Source organism: Coprobacillus sp. (assembly GCF_984815275.1).
In genome coordinates this window covers 20,961-44,095 of sequence record NZ_CFJNYH010000026.1, presented here as the reverse complement: position 1 = coordinate 44,095, position 23,135 = coordinate 20,961, and the positions used below count along the sequence as shown (strand labels likewise).

The 23,135-nt window shown below is 32.0% G+C and carries 20 protein-coding genes; 3 read left to right on the top strand and 17 right to left on the bottom strand.

The features are described from left to right. Positions 1–5 precede the first annotated feature (5 nt). From uvrA to gap, 7 genes are all read right to left on the bottom strand, one after another. Positions 6–2,831, bottom strand: coding sequence for an excinuclease ABC subunit UvrA (gene uvrA / locus AC5M21_RS10415; protein ID WP_008787697.1), 2,826 nt, complete (start codon positions 2,829–2,831; stop codon positions 6–8). Then, on the bottom strand, positions 2,824–4,164 hold the full coding sequence (locus AC5M21_RS10410; protein ID WP_008787696.1) for a CCA tRNA nucleotidyltransferase: 1,341 nt from the start codon (positions 4,162–4,164) through the stop codon (positions 2,824–2,826). Before AC5M21_RS10410 ends, uvrA begins: the two co-directional genes overlap by 8 nt. Then, positions 4,164–6,137: an excinuclease ABC subunit UvrB gene (uvrB, locus tag AC5M21_RS10405; protein ID WP_117598816.1), complete on the bottom strand. Its 1,974-nt coding sequence runs from the start codon at positions 6,135–6,137 to the stop codon at positions 4,164–4,166. The genes AC5M21_RS10410 and uvrB overlap by 1 nt, the downstream gene beginning before the upstream one ends. 13 nt (positions 6,138–6,150) lie before the next feature. Beyond that, positions 6,151–7,581: a S41 family peptidase gene (locus AC5M21_RS10400; protein ID WP_017143873.1), complete on the bottom strand. Its 1,431-nt coding sequence runs from the start codon at positions 7,579–7,581 to the stop codon at positions 6,151–6,153. Between the two features lie 293 nt (positions 7,582–7,874). Then, the gene (locus tag AC5M21_RS10395) at positions 7,875–8,243 is read right to left on the bottom strand and encodes a metal-dependent transcriptional regulator (RefSeq protein WP_008787693.1); all 369 of its coding nucleotides are present in this window, start codon (positions 8,241–8,243) and stop codon (positions 7,875–7,877) included. A 40-nt stretch (positions 8,244–8,283) separates the two neighbouring features. Continuing rightward, on the bottom strand, positions 8,284–9,063 hold the full coding sequence (locus AC5M21_RS10390; RefSeq protein WP_008787692.1) for a ZIP family metal transporter: 780 nt from the start codon (positions 9,061–9,063) through the stop codon (positions 8,284–8,286). A gap of 561 nt (positions 9,064–9,624) precedes the next feature. After that, a complete protein-coding gene (gene gap, locus AC5M21_RS10385) occupies positions 9,625–10,641 on the bottom strand; it encodes a type I glyceraldehyde-3-phosphate dehydrogenase (RefSeq protein ID WP_008787691.1) in 1,017 nt (338 codons plus the stop codon). A gap of 295 nt (positions 10,642–10,936) precedes the next feature. On the opposite strand from gap, the gene AC5M21_RS10380 reads away from it, so the two are divergent. Further along, positions 10,937–11,521, top strand: a complete 585-nt coding sequence (locus AC5M21_RS10380) for an ATP-dependent Clp protease proteolytic subunit (protein ID WP_008787690.1) — start codon at positions 10,937–10,939, stop codon at positions 11,519–11,521. Between the two features lie 73 nt (positions 11,522–11,594). Here the strand turns inward: AC5M21_RS10380 and AC5M21_RS10375 are convergent, their stop codons facing one another. The 5 genes from AC5M21_RS10375 to AC5M21_RS10355 all read right to left on the bottom strand — a co-directional run bounded on the left by AC5M21_RS10375 (position 11,595) and on the right by AC5M21_RS10355 (position 14,989). Continuing rightward, entirely contained in the window at positions 11,595–11,981 is a 387-nt protein-coding gene (locus tag AC5M21_RS10375; RefSeq protein WP_017143875.1) for a hypothetical protein, read from the bottom strand. A 28-nt stretch (positions 11,982–12,009) separates the two neighbouring features. Next, positions 12,010–12,558, bottom strand: a complete 549-nt coding sequence (locus tag AC5M21_RS10370) for a uridine kinase family protein (RefSeq protein ID WP_017143876.1) — start codon at positions 12,556–12,558, stop codon at positions 12,010–12,012. A 2-nt stretch (positions 12,559–12,560) separates the two neighbouring features. Beyond that, entirely contained in the window at positions 12,561–13,433 is an 873-nt protein-coding gene (locus tag AC5M21_RS10365; RefSeq protein ID WP_008787687.1) for a DMT family transporter, read from the bottom strand. Further along, complete coding sequence (locus AC5M21_RS10360) at positions 13,423–14,403, bottom strand: asparaginase (RefSeq protein ID WP_008787686.1); 981 nt, start codon at positions 14,401–14,403, stop codon at positions 13,423–13,425. The genes AC5M21_RS10365 and AC5M21_RS10360 overlap by 11 nt, the downstream gene beginning before the upstream one ends. 322 nt (positions 14,404–14,725) lie before the next feature. Then, positions 14,726–14,989 carry a DUF2624 family protein gene (locus AC5M21_RS10355; protein WP_008787685.1) on the bottom strand — a complete coding sequence of 88 codons (264 nt, stop codon included), beginning with the start codon at positions 14,987–14,989 and terminating at the stop codon, positions 14,726–14,728. A 162-nt stretch (positions 14,990–15,151) separates the two neighbouring features. On the opposite strand from AC5M21_RS10355, the gene AC5M21_RS10350 reads away from it, so the two are divergent. After that, the gene (locus AC5M21_RS10350) at positions 15,152–15,697 is read left to right on the top strand and encodes a TetR/AcrR family transcriptional regulator (RefSeq protein WP_008787684.1); all 546 of its coding nucleotides are present in this window, start codon (positions 15,152–15,154) and stop codon (positions 15,695–15,697) included. A 193-nt stretch (positions 15,698–15,890) separates the two neighbouring features. Here AC5M21_RS10350 and AC5M21_RS10345 read toward each other — a convergent pair whose 3' ends face one another. From AC5M21_RS10345 to AC5M21_RS10335, 3 genes are all read right to left on the bottom strand, one after another. Then, positions 15,891–17,288 carry a glycoside hydrolase family 1 protein gene (locus AC5M21_RS10345; protein ID WP_008787683.1) on the bottom strand — a complete coding sequence of 466 codons (1,398 nt, stop codon included), beginning with the start codon at positions 17,286–17,288 and terminating at the stop codon, positions 15,891–15,893. Positions 17,289–17,398: 110 nt separating this feature from the next. Then, positions 17,399–18,832, bottom strand: coding sequence for a 6-phospho-beta-glucosidase (locus AC5M21_RS10340; RefSeq protein ID WP_008787682.1), 1,434 nt, complete (start codon positions 18,830–18,832; stop codon positions 17,399–17,401). A gap of 104 nt (positions 18,833–18,936) precedes the next feature. After that, entirely contained in the window at positions 18,937–19,668 is a 732-nt protein-coding gene (locus AC5M21_RS10335; protein WP_008787681.1) for a MerR family transcriptional regulator, read from the bottom strand. Positions 19,669–19,739: 71 nt separating this feature from the next. On the opposite strand from AC5M21_RS10335, the gene AC5M21_RS10330 reads away from it, so the two are divergent. Continuing rightward, entirely contained in the window at positions 19,740–21,071 is a 1,332-nt protein-coding gene (locus AC5M21_RS10330) for an MATE family efflux transporter (RefSeq protein ID WP_008787680.1), read from the top strand. Here AC5M21_RS10330 and AC5M21_RS10325 read toward each other — a convergent pair. Then, entirely contained in the window at positions 21,065–21,808 is a 744-nt protein-coding gene (locus AC5M21_RS10325; RefSeq protein WP_008787679.1) for a ChbG/HpnK family deacetylase, read from the bottom strand. The two genes, AC5M21_RS10330 and AC5M21_RS10325, sit on opposite strands and share 7 nt — an antisense overlap. Continuing rightward, the gene (locus AC5M21_RS10320) at positions 21,801–23,078 is read right to left on the bottom strand and encodes a PTS sugar transporter subunit IIC (RefSeq protein WP_008787678.1); all 1,278 of its coding nucleotides are present in this window, start codon (positions 23,076–23,078) and stop codon (positions 21,801–21,803) included. The genes AC5M21_RS10325 and AC5M21_RS10320 overlap by 8 nt, the downstream gene beginning before the upstream one ends. Positions 23,079–23,135 lie beyond the last annotated feature (57 nt).

The window sequence follows — 23,135 nt, the reverse complement described above, 5'->3', positions numbered from 1 at the left end:
TCCTCCTACTCTAACACTTTCTTAAGAAAGCGTCCTGTATGGCTTTCAGCACATTTAGCAACTTTTTCAGGTGTACCTGATACTACAATTGTACCACCATTGTCGCCACCTTCCAATCCCAAATCAATAATATGATCAGCAACCTTGATAACATCTAGGTTATGCTCAATAACAATAACTGTATCTCCTTGATCAACAATACGATTTAAAACCTCAATTAAGCGTGCTACATCATGACTATGCAAACCAGTTGTTGGCTCATCTAAAATATAAACAGTTTTTCCAGTTGCCTTCTTTTGAAGTTCACTTGCTAATTTGACACGTTGTGCTTCTCCCCCAGAAAGAGTTGTTGCGCTTTGACCTAACTTAACATATCCTAACCCAACATCAGAGATCGTTTGAATCTTAGAACGTATACGAGCTAAATTATCAAAAAAATCAATAGCATCTTCAATTGTCATCTCTAAAACATCATAGATTGTCTTATCTTTGTATGTGACTTGTAAAGTTTCTTCATTATAGCGTTTTCCACCACATTCTTCACATGGTACATAAACATCAGGCAAGAAATGCATACTAATACGTTTAACACCATCACCTTGACAAGCTTCACAACGCCCACCTTTCACATTAAATGAGAAACGTCCTTTGTCATACCCACGTATTTTTGCTTCTGGTGTTTTCGCAAATAAATCCCTGATATCATCAAAAACACCAGTATATGTAACTGGATTAGAGCGTGGCGTTCTACCAATTGGATCCTGTGAAACTTCAATGACTTTATCAACATTCTCCAATCCTAGAATTTCTTTATGTAATCCTGGTTTTTCTTTAGAATGATAAAGTTTAGCACGCACAGCCTTACATAAGATTTCATTGACTAAAGTAGACTTTCCACTTCCAGAAACTCCTGTCACACAAATGAATTTCCCTAATGGGAATTTCACATTAATATTCTTTAAATTATTTTCTTTAGCACCTTTAATTTCAATAAACAGACCATTTCCTTTTCGGTGTTTTTTAGGAACAGGAATTGAGTATTCGCCAGATAAATATTTTCCAGTAATTGAATTTGGATTTTTCATTATTTCTTCAGGAGTTCCTGCAGCAATCACCTCACCACCATGAACACCTGCTCCTGGTCCAATGTCAATAATATAATCAGATGCTCTCATTGTATCTTCATCATGTTCAACAACAACAACACTATTACCCAAATCACGCATATTACACAAGGTTTGAATTAACTTTTCATTATCTCTTTGATGTAAACCAATAGAAGGTTCATCTAAAACATATAGAACTCCAGTTAAACGAGAACCAATCTGAGTCGCTAAGCGAATACGTTGTGCTTCACCACCAGACAATCCACCTGCTCTTCTTGATAATGTTAAATAACCTAATCCAACATTATTCAAGAAAGTTAATCTATCTTGTATTTCTTTAATAATTAATTTTGCTATTTTGGCTTCAGTTTCATTTAATTTTAATTCATTCATAAAATTTAAAGCCTTTTCAATAGACATATCTGTAAATTGACTAATATTTATTCCACCTACAACAACACTAAGAACTTGATCATTTAAACGTCTACCCTGACAAGTTGGACAAGTGTGCTCAGCCATAAATGAAGCATACCATTCTTTCGACCAAGATGATGTTGTTTCCTCAAAACGACGCTCAATCAAAGTCTTCACACCTTCAATATATTTTGTGGTTTTAGAAACATTCCCAGAACTTGATTCAATAGTATAAGTAATTGGACGATCTGAACCCCTCAAAATAATTTTCAATTCCTTCTTGCTAAAATCTTTTAAAGGCTTATCTAAATCAATATTATATTCTCGACATAAAACTAAAAATCTTTGCCATTCAATACGATCAGTTCCCACAGATGTTTTAAAGTAACGCAAACCACCCTGATTAATACTCAACGACCAATCTGGAATTAATAAATCATCATCAACTTCATTCTTAACACCGATTCCCTTACAATCAGGACATGCACCTAATGGATTATTAAAAGAAAATAATCTTGGCTCCAATTTAGGAACACTAAAACCACAGTGAGGACATGCCAAATGTTGTGAAAATAACTTCTCTGTCTTTTCACTTAAATTTTCAACAATCGCTTCTCCACCAGTTAACTTTAACGCAGTCTCTAAAGAATCAGCTAAACGAGAACGATATCCTTCCTTTTTTACAATTCTATCAACAACAACATCAATGTTATGTTTCTTGTTTTTATCTAAAATAATTTCATCTTCTAACAACATGCTTTCGCCATCAACCTGAACTCTTACAAAACCATCTTTCATTAATTCTTCAAATAAATCCTTATGAGTTCCTTTTTGATTTTTACACATTCTTGCCAAAACCTGTAGCTTTGTTCCATCTTTATATGCATCAATTGCATCCACCATTTGTTTAATTGTTTGTGACTCAATTAAAACATGATGCTCAGGACAATAGGCATGTCCAACTCTTGCATATAACAATCTTAAATAATCAAAAATTTCTGTGACTGTTCCAACAGTTGAACGAGGATTGTTCGAAGTTGTCTTTTGATCAATCGCAATTGATGGTGAAAGTCCTTCAATACTATCAACATCTGGCTTTTCAACCCCACCCAAGAATTGTCTGGCATATGCACTTAAAGATTCAACATATCGTCTTTGTCCTTCTGCATAAATTGTATCAAAAGCCAATGATGTCTTTCCACTCCCAGATAGTCCAGTCATAATAACCAATTTATCCCTAGGAATTTCAACATCAATATTCTTTAAATTATTGACTCTTGCTCCTTTAATAATAATTTTATCCTTATTCATATTTTTTCTTTAAACTCCTTAATATCTTTTCCTGACTTAAACCCTGTAATTGCAAATCATAGGCTTCATCCAAAATCATTTTCAATTGTTTATTTTGTTGAAAACCATTCTGAATCAATATATATCCATTAATCAGTGGCTGAGGTGCCTGCATTCCCAATCGTGCTATTTTATCTTCTATAAAAGTAAAGAAAGCATCATATTGTTCTTGAGCTACTTTCCCTCTCCCTAACTTATCACAACAACTTATACAAATCAAATCATTCATAGAAACTTTTCCATCAATTTTCTTTAATAATCTAAGATAGGATAAATCTTTTCCATGATTTCTTGCCATATTCATAAGATGCATATGATACATAATCATTGTTGATATATATTGTCTTTGTTTCTTAGATTGAATCATTTTAACCTTTTGAAAGACTTTAACACCAGCTTCATTATGCTGTGGTGCATGACCATCAGCTGTCGTCACTAAAGGCTTTCCAATATCATGCAAAAGACAGGACCACATAAATGATAAAGGGGCATCTGTCTTATGCTTTGTTAAAGCAGCCACATCAATGACTAACATCGTATGTGTAAAGACATCACCTTCAGGATGATAGTCTAAACGTTGATGAGTTGTTATTAAATCACTTAAATAAAACGGTAAAGCTTTAATCCTTTTTAAAAATTCAAATCCTATTGATGGTCTAGGTGACATCAAAATCTTACAATATTCGCCATAGATTCTCTCTATTGATAGATGCTTCAGCATTCCTTGCTGAACCATTTGATAACATAAATCTAACGTTTTCTCTTCTACAGTCATCTCGAATCTTGCTATAAACTGTGCAATTCTTAAAACACGTAAAGGGTCCTCAACAAATGATTGAGGATCCACACAACGAACCTGATGCTTTTTAATATCATCCAATCCACCACATAAATCAATGATTTCTTCATTTTGATAATCATACATCAATGCATTCATTGTCAAATCTCTTCGCTTCACTGCCTTTTCAAGAGGAAGTTCAGGATTGATTATAACTTCAAAATCCTGATGTTTTTCGCCTACCTTTTTTTCTTGACGAGGTAGGGCAAAATCATATCCCTTTAGATTTTCCAGCTGCATAATCGCAAACATTTTTCCAAAAGTATTCACAACTCCGTATTTTGCTAACAAATCATGAAGTTGCTCATAAGTCATATGATAAACCTCTACATCAACATCATGTTCTCCTGAGTTCTTCAAGATAACATCTCTAACACTTCCACCAACAATATAAACTCTTCCACCTTGAGCTAATATATCATCAAAGATAGTTCTGGCTAATTGATTAAGTTCCATCACTTTTCACCTTTAAGTTCCATAATCATATCTCTTAATTCCATCGCACGTTCAAAATCAAGAACCTTGGCAGCCTGTTTCATTTCTTTCTCTAAATCATCAATTAATTTCTTCTTCGCTTTCTTATCAGCCTTTTTACCTTTTTTAAGAAGTGAAGTCGCTTCATCAATTGTTTCTTTTCCTTGTATCAAATCACGAATTTCCTTATGAATTGTTTGTGGAGTAATATGATGTTCTCTATTATACTCTTCTTGAATCTCTCGGCGACGACTTGTTTCATCAATCGCCTTTTTCATAGAATCAGTCATATTATCACCATACATAATGACTTTTCCATGCGCATTACGTGCAGCACGACCAATTGTCTGTATTAATGAACGCTGACTTCTTAAGAAACCTTCCTTATCAGCATCTAAGATACAAACAAGTGAAACTTCTGGCAAATCGAGACCTTCTCTTAATAAGTTAATACCAATTAAAACATCATACTTCCCAAGACGTAAATCTCTTAAGATTTCTGTTCTTTCCAAAGTTTTTGTATCAGAATGAAGATAAGCTACTTTCATCCCCATTTCTTTGAGATAAGCACTTAAATCTTCGGCCATTCTCTTTGTTAAAGTTGTAATCAAGACTCTCTCATTCTTTTCAATGCGATCATTAATCTCACTAATAATATCATCAATTTGATTCTTTGAAGGACGAACTTCAATAATTGGATCAAGCAATCCAGTCGGTCTAATAATCTGTTCAGCAAAAGTACCATTGGTTCTTTCTAATTCATAATCACCTGGTGTAGCTGATACATAAATGACCTGATTAATAATCTTTTCAAATTCTTCAAAACGCAGCGGTCTATTATCAAGAGCACTAGGTAATCTAAATCCATATTCCACCAATGTCTCTTTACGACTTCTATCACCATTAAACATGCCTCTAACTTGTGGTAACATCACATGACTTTCATCTACTATCATTAAAAAATCATCAGGAAAATAATCAATTAGAGTATAGGGTCTCTGTCCTGCTTGTCTTCCATCTATATGACGTGAATAATTCTCAATTCCTGGGCACATTCCAACTTCTCTTAACATTTCAATATCATGGCGAGTTCGCTGGTCTAATCGCTCATATTCCAAAGGTTTCATACCTTCTTCAAAATACTTTAATCTTTCTTTTAATTCTTCCGCAATCGTATCACACGCTTTTAACATCTGATCTTTTCTTGTTACATATCCATAAGCTGGATAAATTGTATATGTCTTATAACTTCCTAGTGTTTTTCCTGTTAAGGGATCAGCTTCACTAATACGTTCAACCTCATCACCAAATAACTCAATACGTATTAACCAACTTTCAGTATGACCTGGAACTATTTCAATAACATCTCCTCGAACTCTAAAGGTTCCTTTCGATTGTTCAATATCATTTCTTTGATATTGACGATCAACTAAATATGTTAATAACTCTTTACGATCTATTTCCTGTCCTACCCTTAACGAAAAAATCATTTCTCGATACTGTTCTGGATTTCCTAATCCATATATTGAAGCAACTGATGCCACAACGATTGTATCTCTTCTTTCTAGTAAAGAGTTCATTGCTGCAGAACGTAACATTTCAATTTCATAATTGGTTTGAGCAGTTTTATCTATATAAACATCACTTTTAGGAATATATGCTTCAGGTTGATAAAAATCAAAGTTAGAAACAAAATATTCCACACGATTTTCAGGAAAGAATTCTTTTAACTCTGAATATAACTGCCCTGCCAACGTTTTATTATGTGCTAAAACCAATGTTGGTTTATTGACTTCGGCAATAACATTAGAAACAGTAAAAGTTTTTCCTGTCCCTGTACCTCCTAATAAAACCTGTTCTTTTTGACCTGCTCGTATACCCTCTACCAATTTTTTAATAGCAGTTGGCTGATCTCCCATTGGAGAATATTCAGAAACAAGTTTAAACTTTTCCATTTCTAACACCCCTTTACTTAATTAATTCTGTCACCTTTAAATACTGTGCATCTTCTAATTCTTGATAAATATGATATAACAATGCACTTAATACTATTGTTGCATCATTTTTGTCATATATACCATTAACCGCTAATCCATATCTTTTTTCAAAAGCTTTTAATGCCTCTTCTGTTGCCTTTGAATAATATCCATCAACTCTATCAACTTTATATCCAAGCTCTTTTAACATTTCCTGCATATACTGGATATTATCATCAACTTGATCATATTGATATGGTCCCTTAAATTCCCCAATATGAAAATCATCGATAGATTGAGACTTAACTTCATAATCAGGTTTAAATCCCTCACCATTTATATTATTTCCATTTGGTGTTAACCATTTTGCATTTGTATATTTCAAAACAGATGAATCAGATAAAGTTAATTGCGTTTGCGCAATTCCCTTACCATATGTTTTTGTTCCTACGAGTTTATAATTTAAATATTCTTTCAATGCTCCAATCATAACTTCTGATGCACTAGCAGTATCTCCATTACAAAGTACATAGCCATTTTCAAAATGATATTTTTGTATATCTGTAGACTTAAATGATTCTATTTTTCCTGAAACAGTCTGAGTAGATACCAAAACTTTATCTTTTTCAATAAATAAATCCAAAATATCTTGAGCAGCCTTTAAATATCCGCCACCATTATCTCTCAAATCAATAACAAGTGTTTGAATATTCTCCTTTTGAAATGCTTTCAATGCTTCCTCAACATATGCTGCTGTTCCTTCACCAAATGTTGTCATCTGTAAATAACCAATTTTCTCTTGGCCAGATGTTCTGATTTCATAACTTAATGAAGTTTCAACACTTGCACGTTTCGCAGTCAAATCTATAGATTTTCCATTCCTTAAAACTTTTAAGGCTACTGAAGTACCACTTTCTCCAGAAACTGCATTCTTAATCTTTTCAGAACTATATCCAGCAACCGAAGTTCCTTGTACATGTGTAATAATATCACCACTTAAAAGTCCTGCCTGTTCTGCTGGAGTTCCTTTATATACAGCCAAAACAACTCCACCTACTGATATTGTTGAAAAGGTAATTCCTATTCCTTGGACAGATCCATTAATTGAATCTGTTAGACTCTGGGCTTCTTGTGTACTTAAATAGGAAGTATATGGATCACCTAATGCTGCAACCATACCATATAACATACGATCCTTGAGTGAGTTCTCACTTTCTGTTGTATCTAAAAAATCACTTTCTATTGCTTTATAAATTTGATCATACAAACTCTGTGAAGTTTTTTGATTCGTCTTCTCTTGAGATCCTCGATAGAAATAGCCACCACCTGCTCCTATCACTAAACATAAAAGACAACCAACAATATAGAACGGTTCTTTTCTTAACTTCTTTTTCTTCTTATTTTCAAATTCAAAATTATCCATAACCACACCTCGCCCAACTATTTTACCATATATTTCCACAAAATATAACCAACAACATCTATTTCTTCAAAAACCGATAACATATTATCAAAATAAATATATATTCTCAATTTACCAAGATGAGTTATAAGACAAACGAACATGACTTTTCAAATTTTTAGCACATATTATGCTACTTAATTATATATGCATTGATATTATAGCATATATTGTTGCGTAAATATATATAAAATGCAACTTTTTCAAGTTCTTGGTAAACAATTCTATAACCACAAAAACAACAAAAGCAATCTTTACGACTGCTCTTTTAAAAATTTCTGTATACATTGATAAGTCTCTTCACTCACAATATGTTCTAAACGGCAAGCATCATCCTCTGCCTGCTTTTCACCAACACCTAAATTAATGAGAAACTGTGTTAACGTCGTATGACGATTATACACATTTTCAGCAATTTTTCTGCCTTCTGCAGTAAAATCAATATAACCTTTTTGATCAACAATAATTAATTGAGATTCTTTTAAAAGTTTAATTGCACGCGAAACACTTGGTTTTGAAAAATTCATTGTATTCGCAATATCAATAGATCTCACATACTGATTCTTATTTTTTAACATTAAAATTGTTTCTAAATACATTTCTCCAGATTCATGCAAATCCATTATGGTCACCTCATATCTTTTATTATTATATCACAAATGACTATCCTAATGCCACATCTAAAACCATCATCACAACAAATCCAATGGCAAATCCAATTGTCGCAATATTTGAATGCGCTCCTTTTGAAGCTTCCGGTATCAGTTCTTCTACAACAACATAAATCATCGCACCAGCTGCGAAAGCCAATAAATATGGTAAAATAGGAACAACAAATTGAGATAAAAGTATTGTTATTACAGCACCAATAGGTTCAACTATACCAGAAGCAGTTCCATACAAAAAAGCCTTACCTTTAGATATTCCTTCACTCTTTAGCGGCATTGATATAATAGCACCCTCTGGAAAATTCTGAATAGCAATTCCAATAGCTAAAGCAAGTGCTCCCATTAAAGAAACATCACTATTCCCCATCAATACACCTGCAAAAACAACTCCAACTGCCATTCCTTCAGGAATATTATGTAATGTCACAGCCAAAACCAACATAGTTGTTTTTTGTAACTGAGATTTCTTTCCTTCTATCTCATTATCCAAATGCATATGTGGCACAGTATGATCCAACACTAACAAAAATCCAATTCCAAGCAAAAAGCCAATTGCTGCAGGCAAAAACGCAAATTTACCTAAAGATTCTGACATATCAATTGCTGGTATAAGTAATGACCAAACTGAAGCAGCTATCATGACTCCTGAAGCAAAACCTAATAATATCTTTTGAACAAGCGTACTCATTTTCTTAGACATAAAGAATACGCAAGCAGATCCTAATGTTGTTCCTATAAATGGAATGAGTAATCCTAAAATAATAGTTGTATTCATCATTTTTCTCCTCCCTTTATATCATCCTTACTATAACTGATTTTAGAAAACAGGTCAAAAGATATGCAAAGAAAAAATATCTACAATACTAGTATTTGTTATAAAAATGAAGATTCTTTAAATCATATGACTATCCTCTATCATATTGTAGTCCTTTAAGATATTCTGCATGTTTCTAAACTTCAATGCTTTCATATCTCAGTTCGATATTCATACTATGAGCCATATCAATCACAGTTATACTTGAGCGATTTCAAATAAATCACTTCATTTCATATTTCATCAGAAATAGAAATATGATTATAGAATCTTTATTTTTCTTCAACAAAACATTAATCAATCGTAGGTTTCCATTGACTACTGAATCTTCACACAATGTTTCGCATATAAAAAACGCATAACAATCACCAAATCATTATTGAATATATGAAAGTGAAACTCAGCGTATTGTCAGTATAAATATATCAGAATAAATTTCTTTATCATCTAAGTTTATCTCTCATATTTTTCAACATCAATTGTTGTGAAGATAAAAAAGAGTCCCTCATGGGACTCTCATCATTATTTACTTAATTCAGCGAAATATTTAATAGTTCTAACCATGTTAGAAGTATATGAATTTTCGTTATCATACCAAGCAACAGTTTGAACTTCAGTAGTTCCGTTATCTAATGGTTTAACCATAGTTTGAGTTGCATCGAATAATGATCCGTAGTTAATTCCGATAATATCAGAAGATACTAATTGTTCTTCAGTATATCCGAATGATGGAGTTGCTGCTGCTTTCATAGCTGCATTAACTTGTTCTACTGTTACTTCACCTTCAACAACTGAAGTTAAGATAGTTGTTGATCCAGTAGGAACTGGTACACGTTGAGCTGAACCAATTAATTTACCATTTAATTCAGGGATAACTAAACCAATAGCTTTAGCTGCACCTGTAGAGTTAGGAACGATATTAACAGCAGCTGCACGAGCTCTTCTTAAATCACCTTTTCTATGAGGTCCATCTAATACCATTTGGTCACCAGTGTAAGCATGTACTGTTAACATGATACCTGATTTGATTTTAGCTAAGTTATTTAAAGCGTTAGCCATTGGTGCTAAACAGTTTGTAGTACAAGAAGCTGCTGAAATGATTGTATCATCTGCAGTTAAGATACCTTCGTTTACACCAAATACAACTGTTGGTAAGTCATTTCCTGCTGGTGCAGAGATAACAACTTTTTTAGCTCCTGCATCAATATGAGCTTGAGATTTAGCTTTAGATACATAGAATCCAGTACATTCTAAGACTACATCTACTCCTAATTCTCCCCAAGGTAATTCAGCTGCATTAGCTTTTGCATAAATTTTGATTTCTTTTCCATCAACTGTGATAGAATCTTCACCAGCTACCACTGTATCTGCTAAAGCATATCTTCCTTGTGCTGAATCATATTTTAATAAATGTGCTAACATCTTAGGATCTGTTAAATCGTTAATTGCTACAATTTCATATCCTTCAGCACCAAACATTTGTCTAAATGCTAGACGTCCAATACGTCCGAAACCGTTAATTGCTACTTTTACTGCCATTTTCTTGACATCCTCCTTGATTTATTTTATGCCTCTATTATAGTCTACAAAACTAAATAAATCAATAAAAGTTGTAACGAATATATAAAAAAATTCACAAGAGACACAATGTAAACACTTCCAAGCAGAAAAAGACTTTTTCCAACACAATATATATAAAAATAAACACTTTTTTCCATTTTAAAAAATAAAATTTCCATTATTTGATGAAACATGAAAGACAATTCACATTCCTTTTAATTTTATGAATATTCAATGAAAATCACTCTATAATGAACTATGGAGGTTATAGGAAATGCACTTTATACCAACTGTAATTTTAAAAAAACAATCTAAAGAATATGCTTATGATATATTCTCTAGACTCTTAGAAGATCGTATTATTATGTTATGTGGAGAAATTAATGATGAGGTTGCCAGTTCTATTGTTAGCCAATTATTATACTTAGAATCACTTGATTCAAGTGCTGATATCTATATGTATATCAATTCACCAGGAGGTAGTGTCTCTGCTGGTCTAGCAATTTATGATACCATGAATTTTGTAAAGTGTGATGTGTCAACAATAAGCATTGGTCTTTCTGCCAGCATGGGCGCTTTTTTATTGGCTGCTGGACAAAAAGGAAAACGTTGTGCCTTACAAAATAGTGAAATCATGATTCATCAGCCATTAGGTGGAACGAATGGACAAGCAAGCGATATTGAAATTACCACAAAGCATATATTAAGACAAAAAGAAAAATTAAATAAATTATTATCTGAAATGACTTCTCAACCATTAAGAAAGATAAAAAAGGATACTGATCGTGATTATTTCATGAATGCTTATGATGCCTTAGAATATGGTCTTATTGATGAAGTTCTTACGAAAGATAAATAAGAGAACACCTTATTATATTGAAGGTGTTTTTTTCTCATTATAAAAATAAAAAAACAAACAGAAAATACTCTGTTTATTCCTTTAAAGAGATACATAAATGTTCATCTTCTATAGTTAATTCTTGAATTGGTAAATCTATTTTATAATAACAAGAATTGTTATGAACCACAAAATGATCATCATGTATAAGTTGTTGTAAAACACTGACTACATTTAATTGTAAAAAAAGATATTCAACCTTCCCTTTCATATTATCAAAACATAATTTATGATCTTTATATCCAATTGTAAATGTTGTTGCAAGATCAATAATACGATCTTGATAAGCAACAATTGCATTCAATTCAATTACATCATGAATAGCAAGATGTGCCTCTTTAATCTCAATAGAATATTTTTGAAGTATTGGTGTTAACACATACACCAAACAAGTTTTAACCTCATGATCCGTCAATATCATCATATCACCCATATATTATATGTTTCAATTATAATGTTATGACTGGATATGTTTCATAGATATTGTAATATTCAAAATATTGATTTTCTAAAGGAATCCATTGTTCAATAAAAGTTGATACTTTTTCAGGATTACGATTTGTCAATCGTTCAATTTGTTGTTGTTGAGTTATCTTTAAAACGATGATATCTGTATAATAAGGTACTAACTCAGGTCTTAAAGCATAACTTCCTTCAATAATATTATAAGGAGTATAGGGTATTTCTTGTATATCTGATATCAATTTCATCTTGGTGCAATCAAATGGTTGATAGTGAATTGTTTTATATTCAGATAATGGTTTTAAAACAGTTTCCAGAAAACGTTCATAATGAACATTCCCCCCTGGCATATGATATCTTTCTAAAGTTCTTAATTCCTGTGGCAGGAAAAAATCATCCATACAAAAGACATGTGCATTAAATATATGTGCCAGTTCCAAGGCTAGAGTCGATTTTCCAGAACCACACATTCCATCAATTGCTAATATAAAACGATCTTTTTCCTGCAATTTCGTTATCAATTGTTCAATAGTCATTTTTATTCTCCTGCAGCAGTTTGATTTTTCACAAGTATAAAAGTAGAAAGAAGTACTAATAAACATCCTATTATTTTTAAAACAGTTAGAGTTTCTCCCAAAAATAGAAAGCCAATAACAATACTTGTAATAGGTTCTAAAGTTGATAAAATCGCTGTTAAAGAAGCTCCTAAGCAACGAATTCCTAATTGTAAAAGCACCACACCCACTAACGATGCAAAAATAGCAACGATAGCAGATAATATATATCCTTCAATTGGCATGATTGACAGGCTCTTTGTCAATAAGCCTAATAAAAAGATAACAACTGTATTCATAATCACAAGATAAAAATTAAAAACATAGGGACTTATATTGCGAATTGAAGAATGATCCATTCCAATCATATAATAAGCAAAGAAAATCCCTGAAGTCACTGCCAATACAAATCCAATCATAGATGAAGATGTATTATCAATAAAACAAAATACCCCAACAATAGCTAAAGCCAAACATAACATTTGCTTTTGATTTAAAGTCTGTTTATAAAACAAGAAGTTAAATAAACAAACAAATAAAGGATATAAAAAATGTAATACTGTTGCACTACCTACAGGAATATAACTATATGACATATACAACATGACAACCGTCAATGTATTGCCAAAGAATCCTACCTTGAATACATCTAAGTACTGTTGCTTTGTAAGCCTCAAAGACAGTTTCTGATAAACAACAATAAATAAAAACAATGGGACAACAAATAAATGCCTGAGAAAAGCCAATTGAATACCATTGCTCCCCATTGCATAAGTCATCTTACCAATCACAGGTGTAATTCCAAATATTAATGTTGCAATGACTGTAAAAATAATTCCCTTCTTTTTAATATTCATTAAAAATCTCCCTTATCACTTCTCGATCTTGTGTTTGCGATAATGCTAACATTAAAAGCACTCTTGCTTTTTGTGCTGACAATGTATTTGCAGAAATACAATAATGTTGAGGATCAAATACAGCATCATCAAAAACAATTCCCTGATTTACTCGTGATGCTCTTACAAAAACAATCCCCTGCTTAGATAAATCATTAATGGCCGCCAACCATTCTTGACTATAATTCCCACTTCCCGAACCAGTTAATATAATACCATGATGGTTTCTTGCCATATCATATAATAATTGTGCAGACGCCCCAGCATAAAAATAAGCAATAGCTACTGATGGCAAATCTATAAGATGTTGTTTAGAAAAACGCGATGCCAGTGTATGTAACTTGAATGTACGTGAGAAAAAATAAACTTCCTGGTCTTGCATATATCCTAAACAGCCAAATGCTTTTTGATCAAAAGCATCAACTTTATAATTATTGACTTTTTGAATATCTCTACCAGAATAGATTGTATTTGAAAACAGTCCCATAACACCCTGGTGATGCGCATCTTCACTTGCAGCCAGACAAACTGCTTGATATAAATTGTATGGACCATCAGCTGAAGTCGCCGTTGCTGGACGCATTGCTCCAGTGACGACAACCGGTTTAGAAGTATTAAGTGTTAATGTTAAAAAATAAGCAGTCTCATCTAAAGTATCCGTTCCATGGGTTACAACCACCCCATCAATTTTTTCATCTAACACAATTTCATTCATTTTATTTGCCAATTCTATCCATCTTGAAGGATTCATTTCATTACTATCAATATTCATGAATTGATATTCTCTAAGATCTGCAACATCTTTAAGCATGGGAATTGATTTTATAATCTCATTGACATTCATTTCACCTGCATGATAGGCAACTGTTTTCCCAGCTTGACCAGTTCCTGCAATTGTTCCACCTGTTGCTACGATTGCTATTGTTTTCATTGACAACCACCTTCCAAATTTTTATATTCTTCAATCTTTTCCTATATTATTCTCAATTTCTAATAAGTATTTCAATATCTTTGATAAAATCATTACAGAACATATCTGATGAAAAGCCTAGAAAAGCCAAAGGGTCCTAACCCCTTGGCTTCTCGCTTGAGTTTCATATCTCAATGCCAGTTTCATTTCGCCGATATCATAACATATGTACAGTGATATTTCAAGCATGATATAGATGAAAACGATATCTTTGCATATGAAAAAGCACCTTTTTTATTCAAAGTGCTCCTTTTTGACATCATCTTTTATAACATTATTTTTATTATTTAATTTCTTGAATAAGATATTCCTCTAAAATAGGTTTAAAATCATTACATACTTTTTGATCAGTTTCTTTTGTGATTTCAATTAAAAGAATTGGGTGATAATCTTCATTGAGAACTGTGTGAGGATTATCTTTCATAATATGAAGAATGATTTTTAAGTTTTTGTCTGCTATCTTTGCATTATGCCTTTGACATAACTGACGGAATGCATTGAAACTCAAGCATTGTAAGCGATGATTCATGCGATATAAATTAAACATAATTCATTCCTCCTCCCAGATATATTTTCATAAAATAATATACCTTTTTAATCTTACTTATATTATAATAAGAAAAAAACAAGACAACAATATGCAATATATTAAGATTTGTTTAATTTTAGATAAATAAGGGTTATTTGTATAGAATTGGAGGGGAAAATTATGCGAAATGAATATAGAAATGCTATGCGTTCAAAAATATTAATAAAGAATGCCTATATCGAATTATTAAAACAAAAACCTGCCACAAAAATTACTGTCACTGATATTATTCATACTGCTAATATAAGTAGAGGGACTTTTTATGCACATTATAAAGATACAATTGATTTGTGGGAAAGTTTTCAAAGAGATTTTCTTAATCAACTCATCCATTTTACAAATAAACATCAAGAAGAATTACTAGTTAATAAGATTGATCTCTTATTAAACAAAACAATGGATATCTTAAAGAATGACTTTGAGACTTATAATGTATTAGCTAATCAAGATTTTTCTTTCTATTTCTATCACGATATTAAAAGAGTGATATTAGAATCTCTTATTAAAGAGTATTCTGTATCTGAAGAAGTTCAAAGAAGTTTAAATATTTATATTGGTGGATTTATTATGTTACTTAGAGAGTGGCTTGAAAATCCAAATTTTGAATCTATGGAAGAGTATACCAAAACACTGTCTAGACTTATCCATCAGGGGATTATTATTTAACAAAATACTCCTTTTATTATTATTCAAAGTATATAACATATAATTTTACTTAAGCCAATGTATAAGATTCTTAAAAAATGATTCATAAATTCTACGGATGTTGGTTAAGCAATCTATATCCACTAAATAACTTGACAATATAAAAATAGCACTTTGAGTGCTATTTTATATTGTCTTCATAACAGCATTTTATCTAATCATCTAATTCTTCGCCATTACTTTCTATGACTTTTTTATACCATTCATATGAATCTTTCTTATAACGCTTTCCAGTTCCTTTTCCATCATTATCTCTATCCACATAAATAAAGCCATATCGCTTCTTCATTTCCCCTGTTCCAGCTGAAACAATGTCTATAGGCCCCCAATATGTGTATCCCATTAAATCAACACCATCAGCAACTGCTTCCTTCATTTGCTGAATATGACTTCTTAAATAATCAATACGATAATTATCATGAATTTGATCACCTTCTAAAACATCAACATTTCCCATTCCATTTTCTACAACAAATAGTGGTTTTTGATATCGATCATATAATTCATTTAAAACATATCTAAAACCAATAGGATCTATTTGCCATCCCCATGGCGTTTCTTTTAAATAAGGATTTTTTTCACCAATTAATCCACCAGTATGCCCTAAGATTGGCATTCCATCTTTATATGTTGTTGTTCGATAATAAGAAAAGCCCAAATAATCACTAGGATATTCTTTGATAATTTCTAAATCTCCTGGCTGTATATCTAAATGAACATGATGTTCTTCAAACCAACGATTTGCATAACTTGGATAATATCCCCTCATCATCACATCACTAAAAAATAAAGAACGCCTTCTCAATTGATAAGCCCCCAATACATCTTCTGGTTTACATGTATGAGGATAAATACCACTTAATGACAACATACATCCAATTTTTGCTTCTGGAATAATTTCATGACATAACTTATTTGCTTTACTGCTAGCTACAAACATATTATGAGCAGCTTGAAATCTACATTGCATTGAATGATCTGTTTTCTCCGGTTTAATCGCTCCTGCTGCAAAGGGAATTGTATGAACATTATTAATTTCATTAAATGTCATCCAATATCTTACCTGATCTTTATAACGTTGAAAGATGACTTTACAATATCTTGTAAAGAATTCAATTAATTTTCTATTTTCCCATCCACCATATTCATCATATAAATGCAATGGTGTTTCATAGTGAGAAATGGTAACAATCGGTTCCATACCAAGTTCATTCATTTCATTGAACAAATCATCATAAAATTTCAAACCCGCTTCATTGGGCTCATTTTCATCACCATGAGGAAATATTCTCGCCCAGGAAATAGATGTTCTAAAACAGTTAAATCCCATTCCACTCATTAACTTTAAATCTTCTTTATACGTATGATAAAAATCAATAGCCTCATGAGTTGGATAGAATTTCCCATCTATAACCTTTTCATCTGGTTCATAAACCAATCCCCTTGAGACATCGGTTACATTGATTCCTTTTCCATCTTCCAGATAAGCCCCTTCAGCCTGATTAGCAGCAATGGCTCCTCCCCATAAAAAATCTTTCTTAAATGTTTTCATTATGTTTTCACCTCTGTCTTCAGTATACCTTGTTTCTTTTTATGATTTTTCTTTTTTCATTTTGTGAAATCAATTTTCAAAATGAGAAAAGAAAAGTGCTCTTTTGAGCACTAATCACTTAAATCTTCACCATGAGAAGCAATCACTTTCTTATACCACTCAAATGACTTCTTCTTACTTCTTTCTAATGTTCCATTTCCTTCATTATCTTTATCTACATAGATAAATCCATATCTCTTCTTCATTTCTCCTGTTCCAGCAGAAACCAAATCAATACATCCCCAAGGTGTATATCCCATTAAATCAACACCATCAATATCAACTGCTGCTTTCATTGCTTCTATATGTGCTCTTAAATAATCAATACGATATTGATCATTAACTGTTCCATCTGCCTCTTTGACATCAATTGCACCAAATCCATTCTCTACAATAAACATTGGTAATTGATAGTGATCATAGAACCAGTTCAATGAATATCTTAATCCCTCTGGATCTATCTGCCAGCCCCAGTCACTTGCCTTGACATATTCATTTGTTACCAGATCTGCTGTTTCATCATAATCATAGTTTGGATTCTCTCTTTGATATTTTGTGCAAAATGACATATAGTAACTGAATCCTATGTAGTCTACTGTTCCATCTAATAAATCTTCTTCATCCTGTTCTGTGATATCAAGATCATATCCCTGTCTTTCAAAGAACTTCACCATGAATGATGGATAATATCCTCGCACATGCACATCTGTAAACCAGTAGCGTTTATGCATTGCTCCTACTGACATCATCATATCTTTAGGATCACATGAATGCGGATAGATTGGACACATCGCAATCATACACCCAATTTGAAAATGAGGATTAATTTCATGACCAATTTTTACTGCCTTTGCACTTGCTACTAACTCATAGTGAGCAGCCTGATACATGATTTCTTCACGATTTTCTCCTTCTTCATATTTGATACCTGAATTGGTAAAAGGTGCAAAATCCTCCTGATAGTTTGCTTGATTATTGATTTCATTGAATGTCATCCAATATTTTACTTTATCTTTATATCTTTTAAAGCAGACTTCAGCAAATCTGACAAAGAATTCAATACACTTACGATTCCTAAAACCACCATATTCTGTAACCAAATGATATGGTAATTCAAAGTGAGATAATGTCACAACGGGTTCAATACCATACTTTAAACATTCATCAAATAAATCATCATAGAACTTTAATCCTTCCTCATTAGGCTCTAATTCATCACCATTGGGGAAAATACGAGTCCAGGCAATTGAAGTTCTAAAACATTTGAATCCCATTTCAGCAAATAAAGCAATGTCTCCTTTATATCTATGATAAAAGTCAATGGCTTCATGATTAGGATAGTTTTCTCCTGTTAAAACACCATCTGTAATACGGCGGGCAACACCATTAGCCCCAGCAGTCATCACATCAGCAACACTCACTCCTTTCCCGCCTTCATTCCAACCACCTTCTAGCTGGTGAGCTGCAACAGCACCACCCCATAAAAAATCTTCTCTTAATGCCATATTTATTCCTCCATTTCTAGCAATATTATACTACTAAAATCAATAGATTCATTCATCTTTCTTTCATAATAAGAAAAATGTTTTTATAATTTGAAAATAACCTGTCATTTTATTTGAATTGATAACTTTATAACATACTGTTCTTTAAACCCGGCAATTTCACTACAATAATCTTCATGATAAAGAGGACCATAAGTTTTTTCATAATGAAGCATCTTTAGAAAGTTTGGTACACAGGTTAAAATCTCTTCATTTTTCAACAAGAAAAAAGCTGCATAGTAACGTCCTTTTGGTTTCATATAATTAGCCTCCTCTTGTTGACATCTCTTAAAAGTCCACTGAAAACTTTTAAATTGATTTCTCTCAAACATGACTCCATACTGATAACCATAATTCATATATCCCAACCAAATATTTCCATCAGGTTTTGTCTCTCGATAATAGTATTCGTCTTCTATTTCTTCTTCAAAAAGTTGACAAAAACCATATTGTTGTAAAACTGAGAAACGTTTTGTTAAAAACATAAGATTATTACGCATATCTTCAAACTCTTGAATCTTTTGATTAACAATATCAAACTGTTCAAGTAAAACTTTTTTCTTTTCTACAAAATCTTCTTTCCGAATTAATTCCTGAATATCTTTTAAAGACATTCCTAGATTTTGAAAAAGTTTAATTGTGTTCATTTGATCAAACTGATGCATCGCATAATAACGATAACCTTTTTCATTCATATAAGCAGGTTTCAATAGATCCAACTCATCATAATAAAACAAGACTCTCTTTGTCACTTGACAGAATTTTGCAAACTCCCCAGTGGTCATAAAATATTTCATATAACTTCTCCTTGACTATAACGTTGCGTAATAGTTTATAAATATATTAACACAGCAAGGAGGTCAAAACAATGTTTACACTGCTAAAGAATCCATTTCATAAAAAAGTTTTCTTTTTTTCTATTCCGATTATTTTAAGTATGTTTACACAACAATTCTATAACGTTGCTGATACAATGATTGTTGGTCAATTTTTAGGCGTTGATGAATTAGCAGCAGTTGGAAATGCTGGCACAATTGTCATGTTGTTTATTGTTGTCTCAGGTGGAATTGAGTTATCATCAGAGATTATATTTTCTCGTTATCTAGGAAAAAAGGATTTACAGAAAATTGCCAATGGAAGTATCAACATTATAGCTATTGCTTTAACTATTTCCATCACCTTGGTTGCTTTAGGTTTTTTATGTCTGCCTACTTTATATCGTTGGATTCACCTACCAAATGAACTCATTCCTTTTACCAATGCTTATATAATGACTTATATGATTGGGGTTCCTTTTATTTATGTCTATGATATTTCAAGAGCTATTATCACAGCACTTGGTGATTCTAAACATTGCTTTTATTTTGTCTTTGGGTCTTCTCTTCTTAATATTATTTTAGATTTATTGTTTATCTGTGTTTTTCATTTAGGAGTTTTTGGAGCTGCCCTAGCTACAATTATTGCTCAAGCTTTATTTATGTTTGTTGCTTTTTATCACCTTTATAATAAAATTAAGGATTATCCAGGCTTTACTTGGAGACCTCATATTGATATGATACAAGTCAAAGAGCTCATTCATATTACAATTCCATCAGTTATACAGCAATTTGTAATTACTTGTTCATTTATTTTTATTCAATCAATGATTAATCCTTTTGGAAGTGAAATCATCAGTGGATTTGTAGCTGTTAATAAAGTACTTACTCTTTCACGTATTGTTGTCTTAGGATTTACACAAGCTTTTTCCATTTATGCAGCAAAAATGATTGTTTCACAAGAATTTACAGAATTAAAAAAAATCTATATCTTCTTTATCAAGTTGTCTTTGATTTATATGACATTGATCGCTTTCCTCTTTTTCATCTTCCCTCACCTTCTTTGTCAACCTTTCTTTTCTATTGATAATTATCACGAAGGTTATCAGTTCTTTAAAACATACTTGCAATGTTCAATTGCGATGATGTTTATGAGTATCTTTAAATTCATGAATGAAAGTTTATTAAGGAGTTCTATGAATATGACTTATTTTTTAATTTGTAATTTAAGTGATCTGTTTATAAAAATCATAGCAACTTATATGTTATTATCACCACTTGTTACAAATGCTTTTTGGAGTGGTGAAACTATTGGTAAATTCGTATCATTTCTCCTTTCATTTTTCTTTATATATCTTGTTAACAAGAAACGAGAACCTCAATAAGAGTTTCTCGTTTTCTTTTGCAGCTGATTCCAGCCAATCAATTGATATCCTAAATCATGGTAAAGTTTTTTAAATCTTGATGAAGTAACCAATGCATGATCTTCCATTCTTTGTAAATTCAAACTACTCATTTCCATAATTGACTGATCAACAAAACCAACATGGCATGGCATTTCAATAATATCTCCAATTAAATATTTATGAATATCATCATGAGTATTGAGAAAATAAGTCTGATTAATGGCATATTCATATGGATATTCATGATAATCTTTTTCCAGACGCATTGGTAATTGATATTTCTCAAACAGATGTTTTGCTAATGATGGATAATATTGATAAAAATCAAAACGATGATGGTAATTCAAATGATTAGGTTTTTGACCAGTCAGTTTTTCAAATAATGCAATCTGATTATCAAATTCTAATATCAATTCATTTTCATTAACCTGATTTTGAAACCACCAATCTGCTTTATGAAAATATCCATGTTCATCAAGTAAGGAAGGAATATTACTTGGACTTGATACTGGCTTTCCTAATGTTATATTGATATGAATCCCAACACATGTTATTTTATATTTTTTCATAATTTCAATAGCTTCTAAGGTTTTTGGAGTATTGATCATTAAACTTATAGAAGAAATTGAATGTTGAAGATAGGCATCTAAAATCCCATAATTAATCCCTGATGTTAATCCAAAATCATCAGCATTTAAGATTAATTTTTTAGTCATTCTTTTGAGCTTCCAATTCTTTTTCCTTAGCTACCAGTGTTTTATCATACATCTTATAGAAAGGTAAGAAAAGAATAACACCTAATGGAATTGCTAAAGCCTGCCATAGAGCAACCATCCAATTTCCTTGAACCAGACCATAAAGAACAACTGGAACTTGCATAGACACTTGTGCACCAGAGAGTGGTGTGACAATACCACTTACAAAACCAAGATAGAAAAATAAATTTGTCACAATTGGAACTAATAAAACGGTTGGAATAAACATATATGGATTCAAAACATTTGGTACACCAAAGACAATTGGTTCACCAATATTGAAAATAGCCGCTGGAGTCGCAATTTTACCAATTTGTTTTAATTGTTTAGACTTACAGAAGAATAACATGATAATACAGCAACAGACTGTTGATTGACCAACAACTGTCATTAAACTCATCCCAATCGGATTGGTTGTTTCACCAGCCATTCTCGCCATATCAATACCTAAGAAAATTGGCATCATTACCCCCATAACAACATTGAAGCCATGAATACCAAACCACCATAATAATTGGATGAGAACTGTTGCAATTAAATATCCCCAAATAGAACCACCTAAGGCTGTTAGAGGTGTTTGTAAATAATGATAAATCAATTCATGAATATTTCCAAATGATGTTAAACTCAATTCATAAGCAAGAATGCCACAAACACCAGCACAAATAAAACCAGGAATTAATGATGCAAATGATTGTTCAACATATGGTGGAACACCTTCGGGCATATGGATCGTCCAACCTTTTTTCTCAAATAAACAATAAACCTTAGCTACAATAATTGCAATCAACATTGCCACAAATAATCCTTTACAACCTAACCATCCAAAACTATAAGCTAAATCTCCTTCGGCGAATAAGGCTCCAGCTGTATCTGTTACATAAGGTGTTAAAACCAAGAAGCAAATTAAAGAGACAATCCCCGTTGACAAAGCATCACATTTCTCATTCTGCGCATAACTATAGGCAACTGCAAATGCTGCATATAAAGCAAACAATCCCATTGTCACATTATAAGGAATTAAAATATAATTTCCTATTCCTGAACTTGCTAACCAATTAGTCCAACCAGTGATTGGAAAATTCGCAATTAAATAAAACATTGAACTTAAAATTGTAACTGGCAGAATTCTCATAAATCCTTTCGATATTCCCTGTAATGATTTGTTACGTGATACCCATGATGAAATAGGCATTAAAAAATTTTCTAACACATTTGTTAAAGCTTCCATATTACTCCCTCTTTCTTTAAATTTTCCTTCTTTATATTTAATTTTGGAATCCATTCC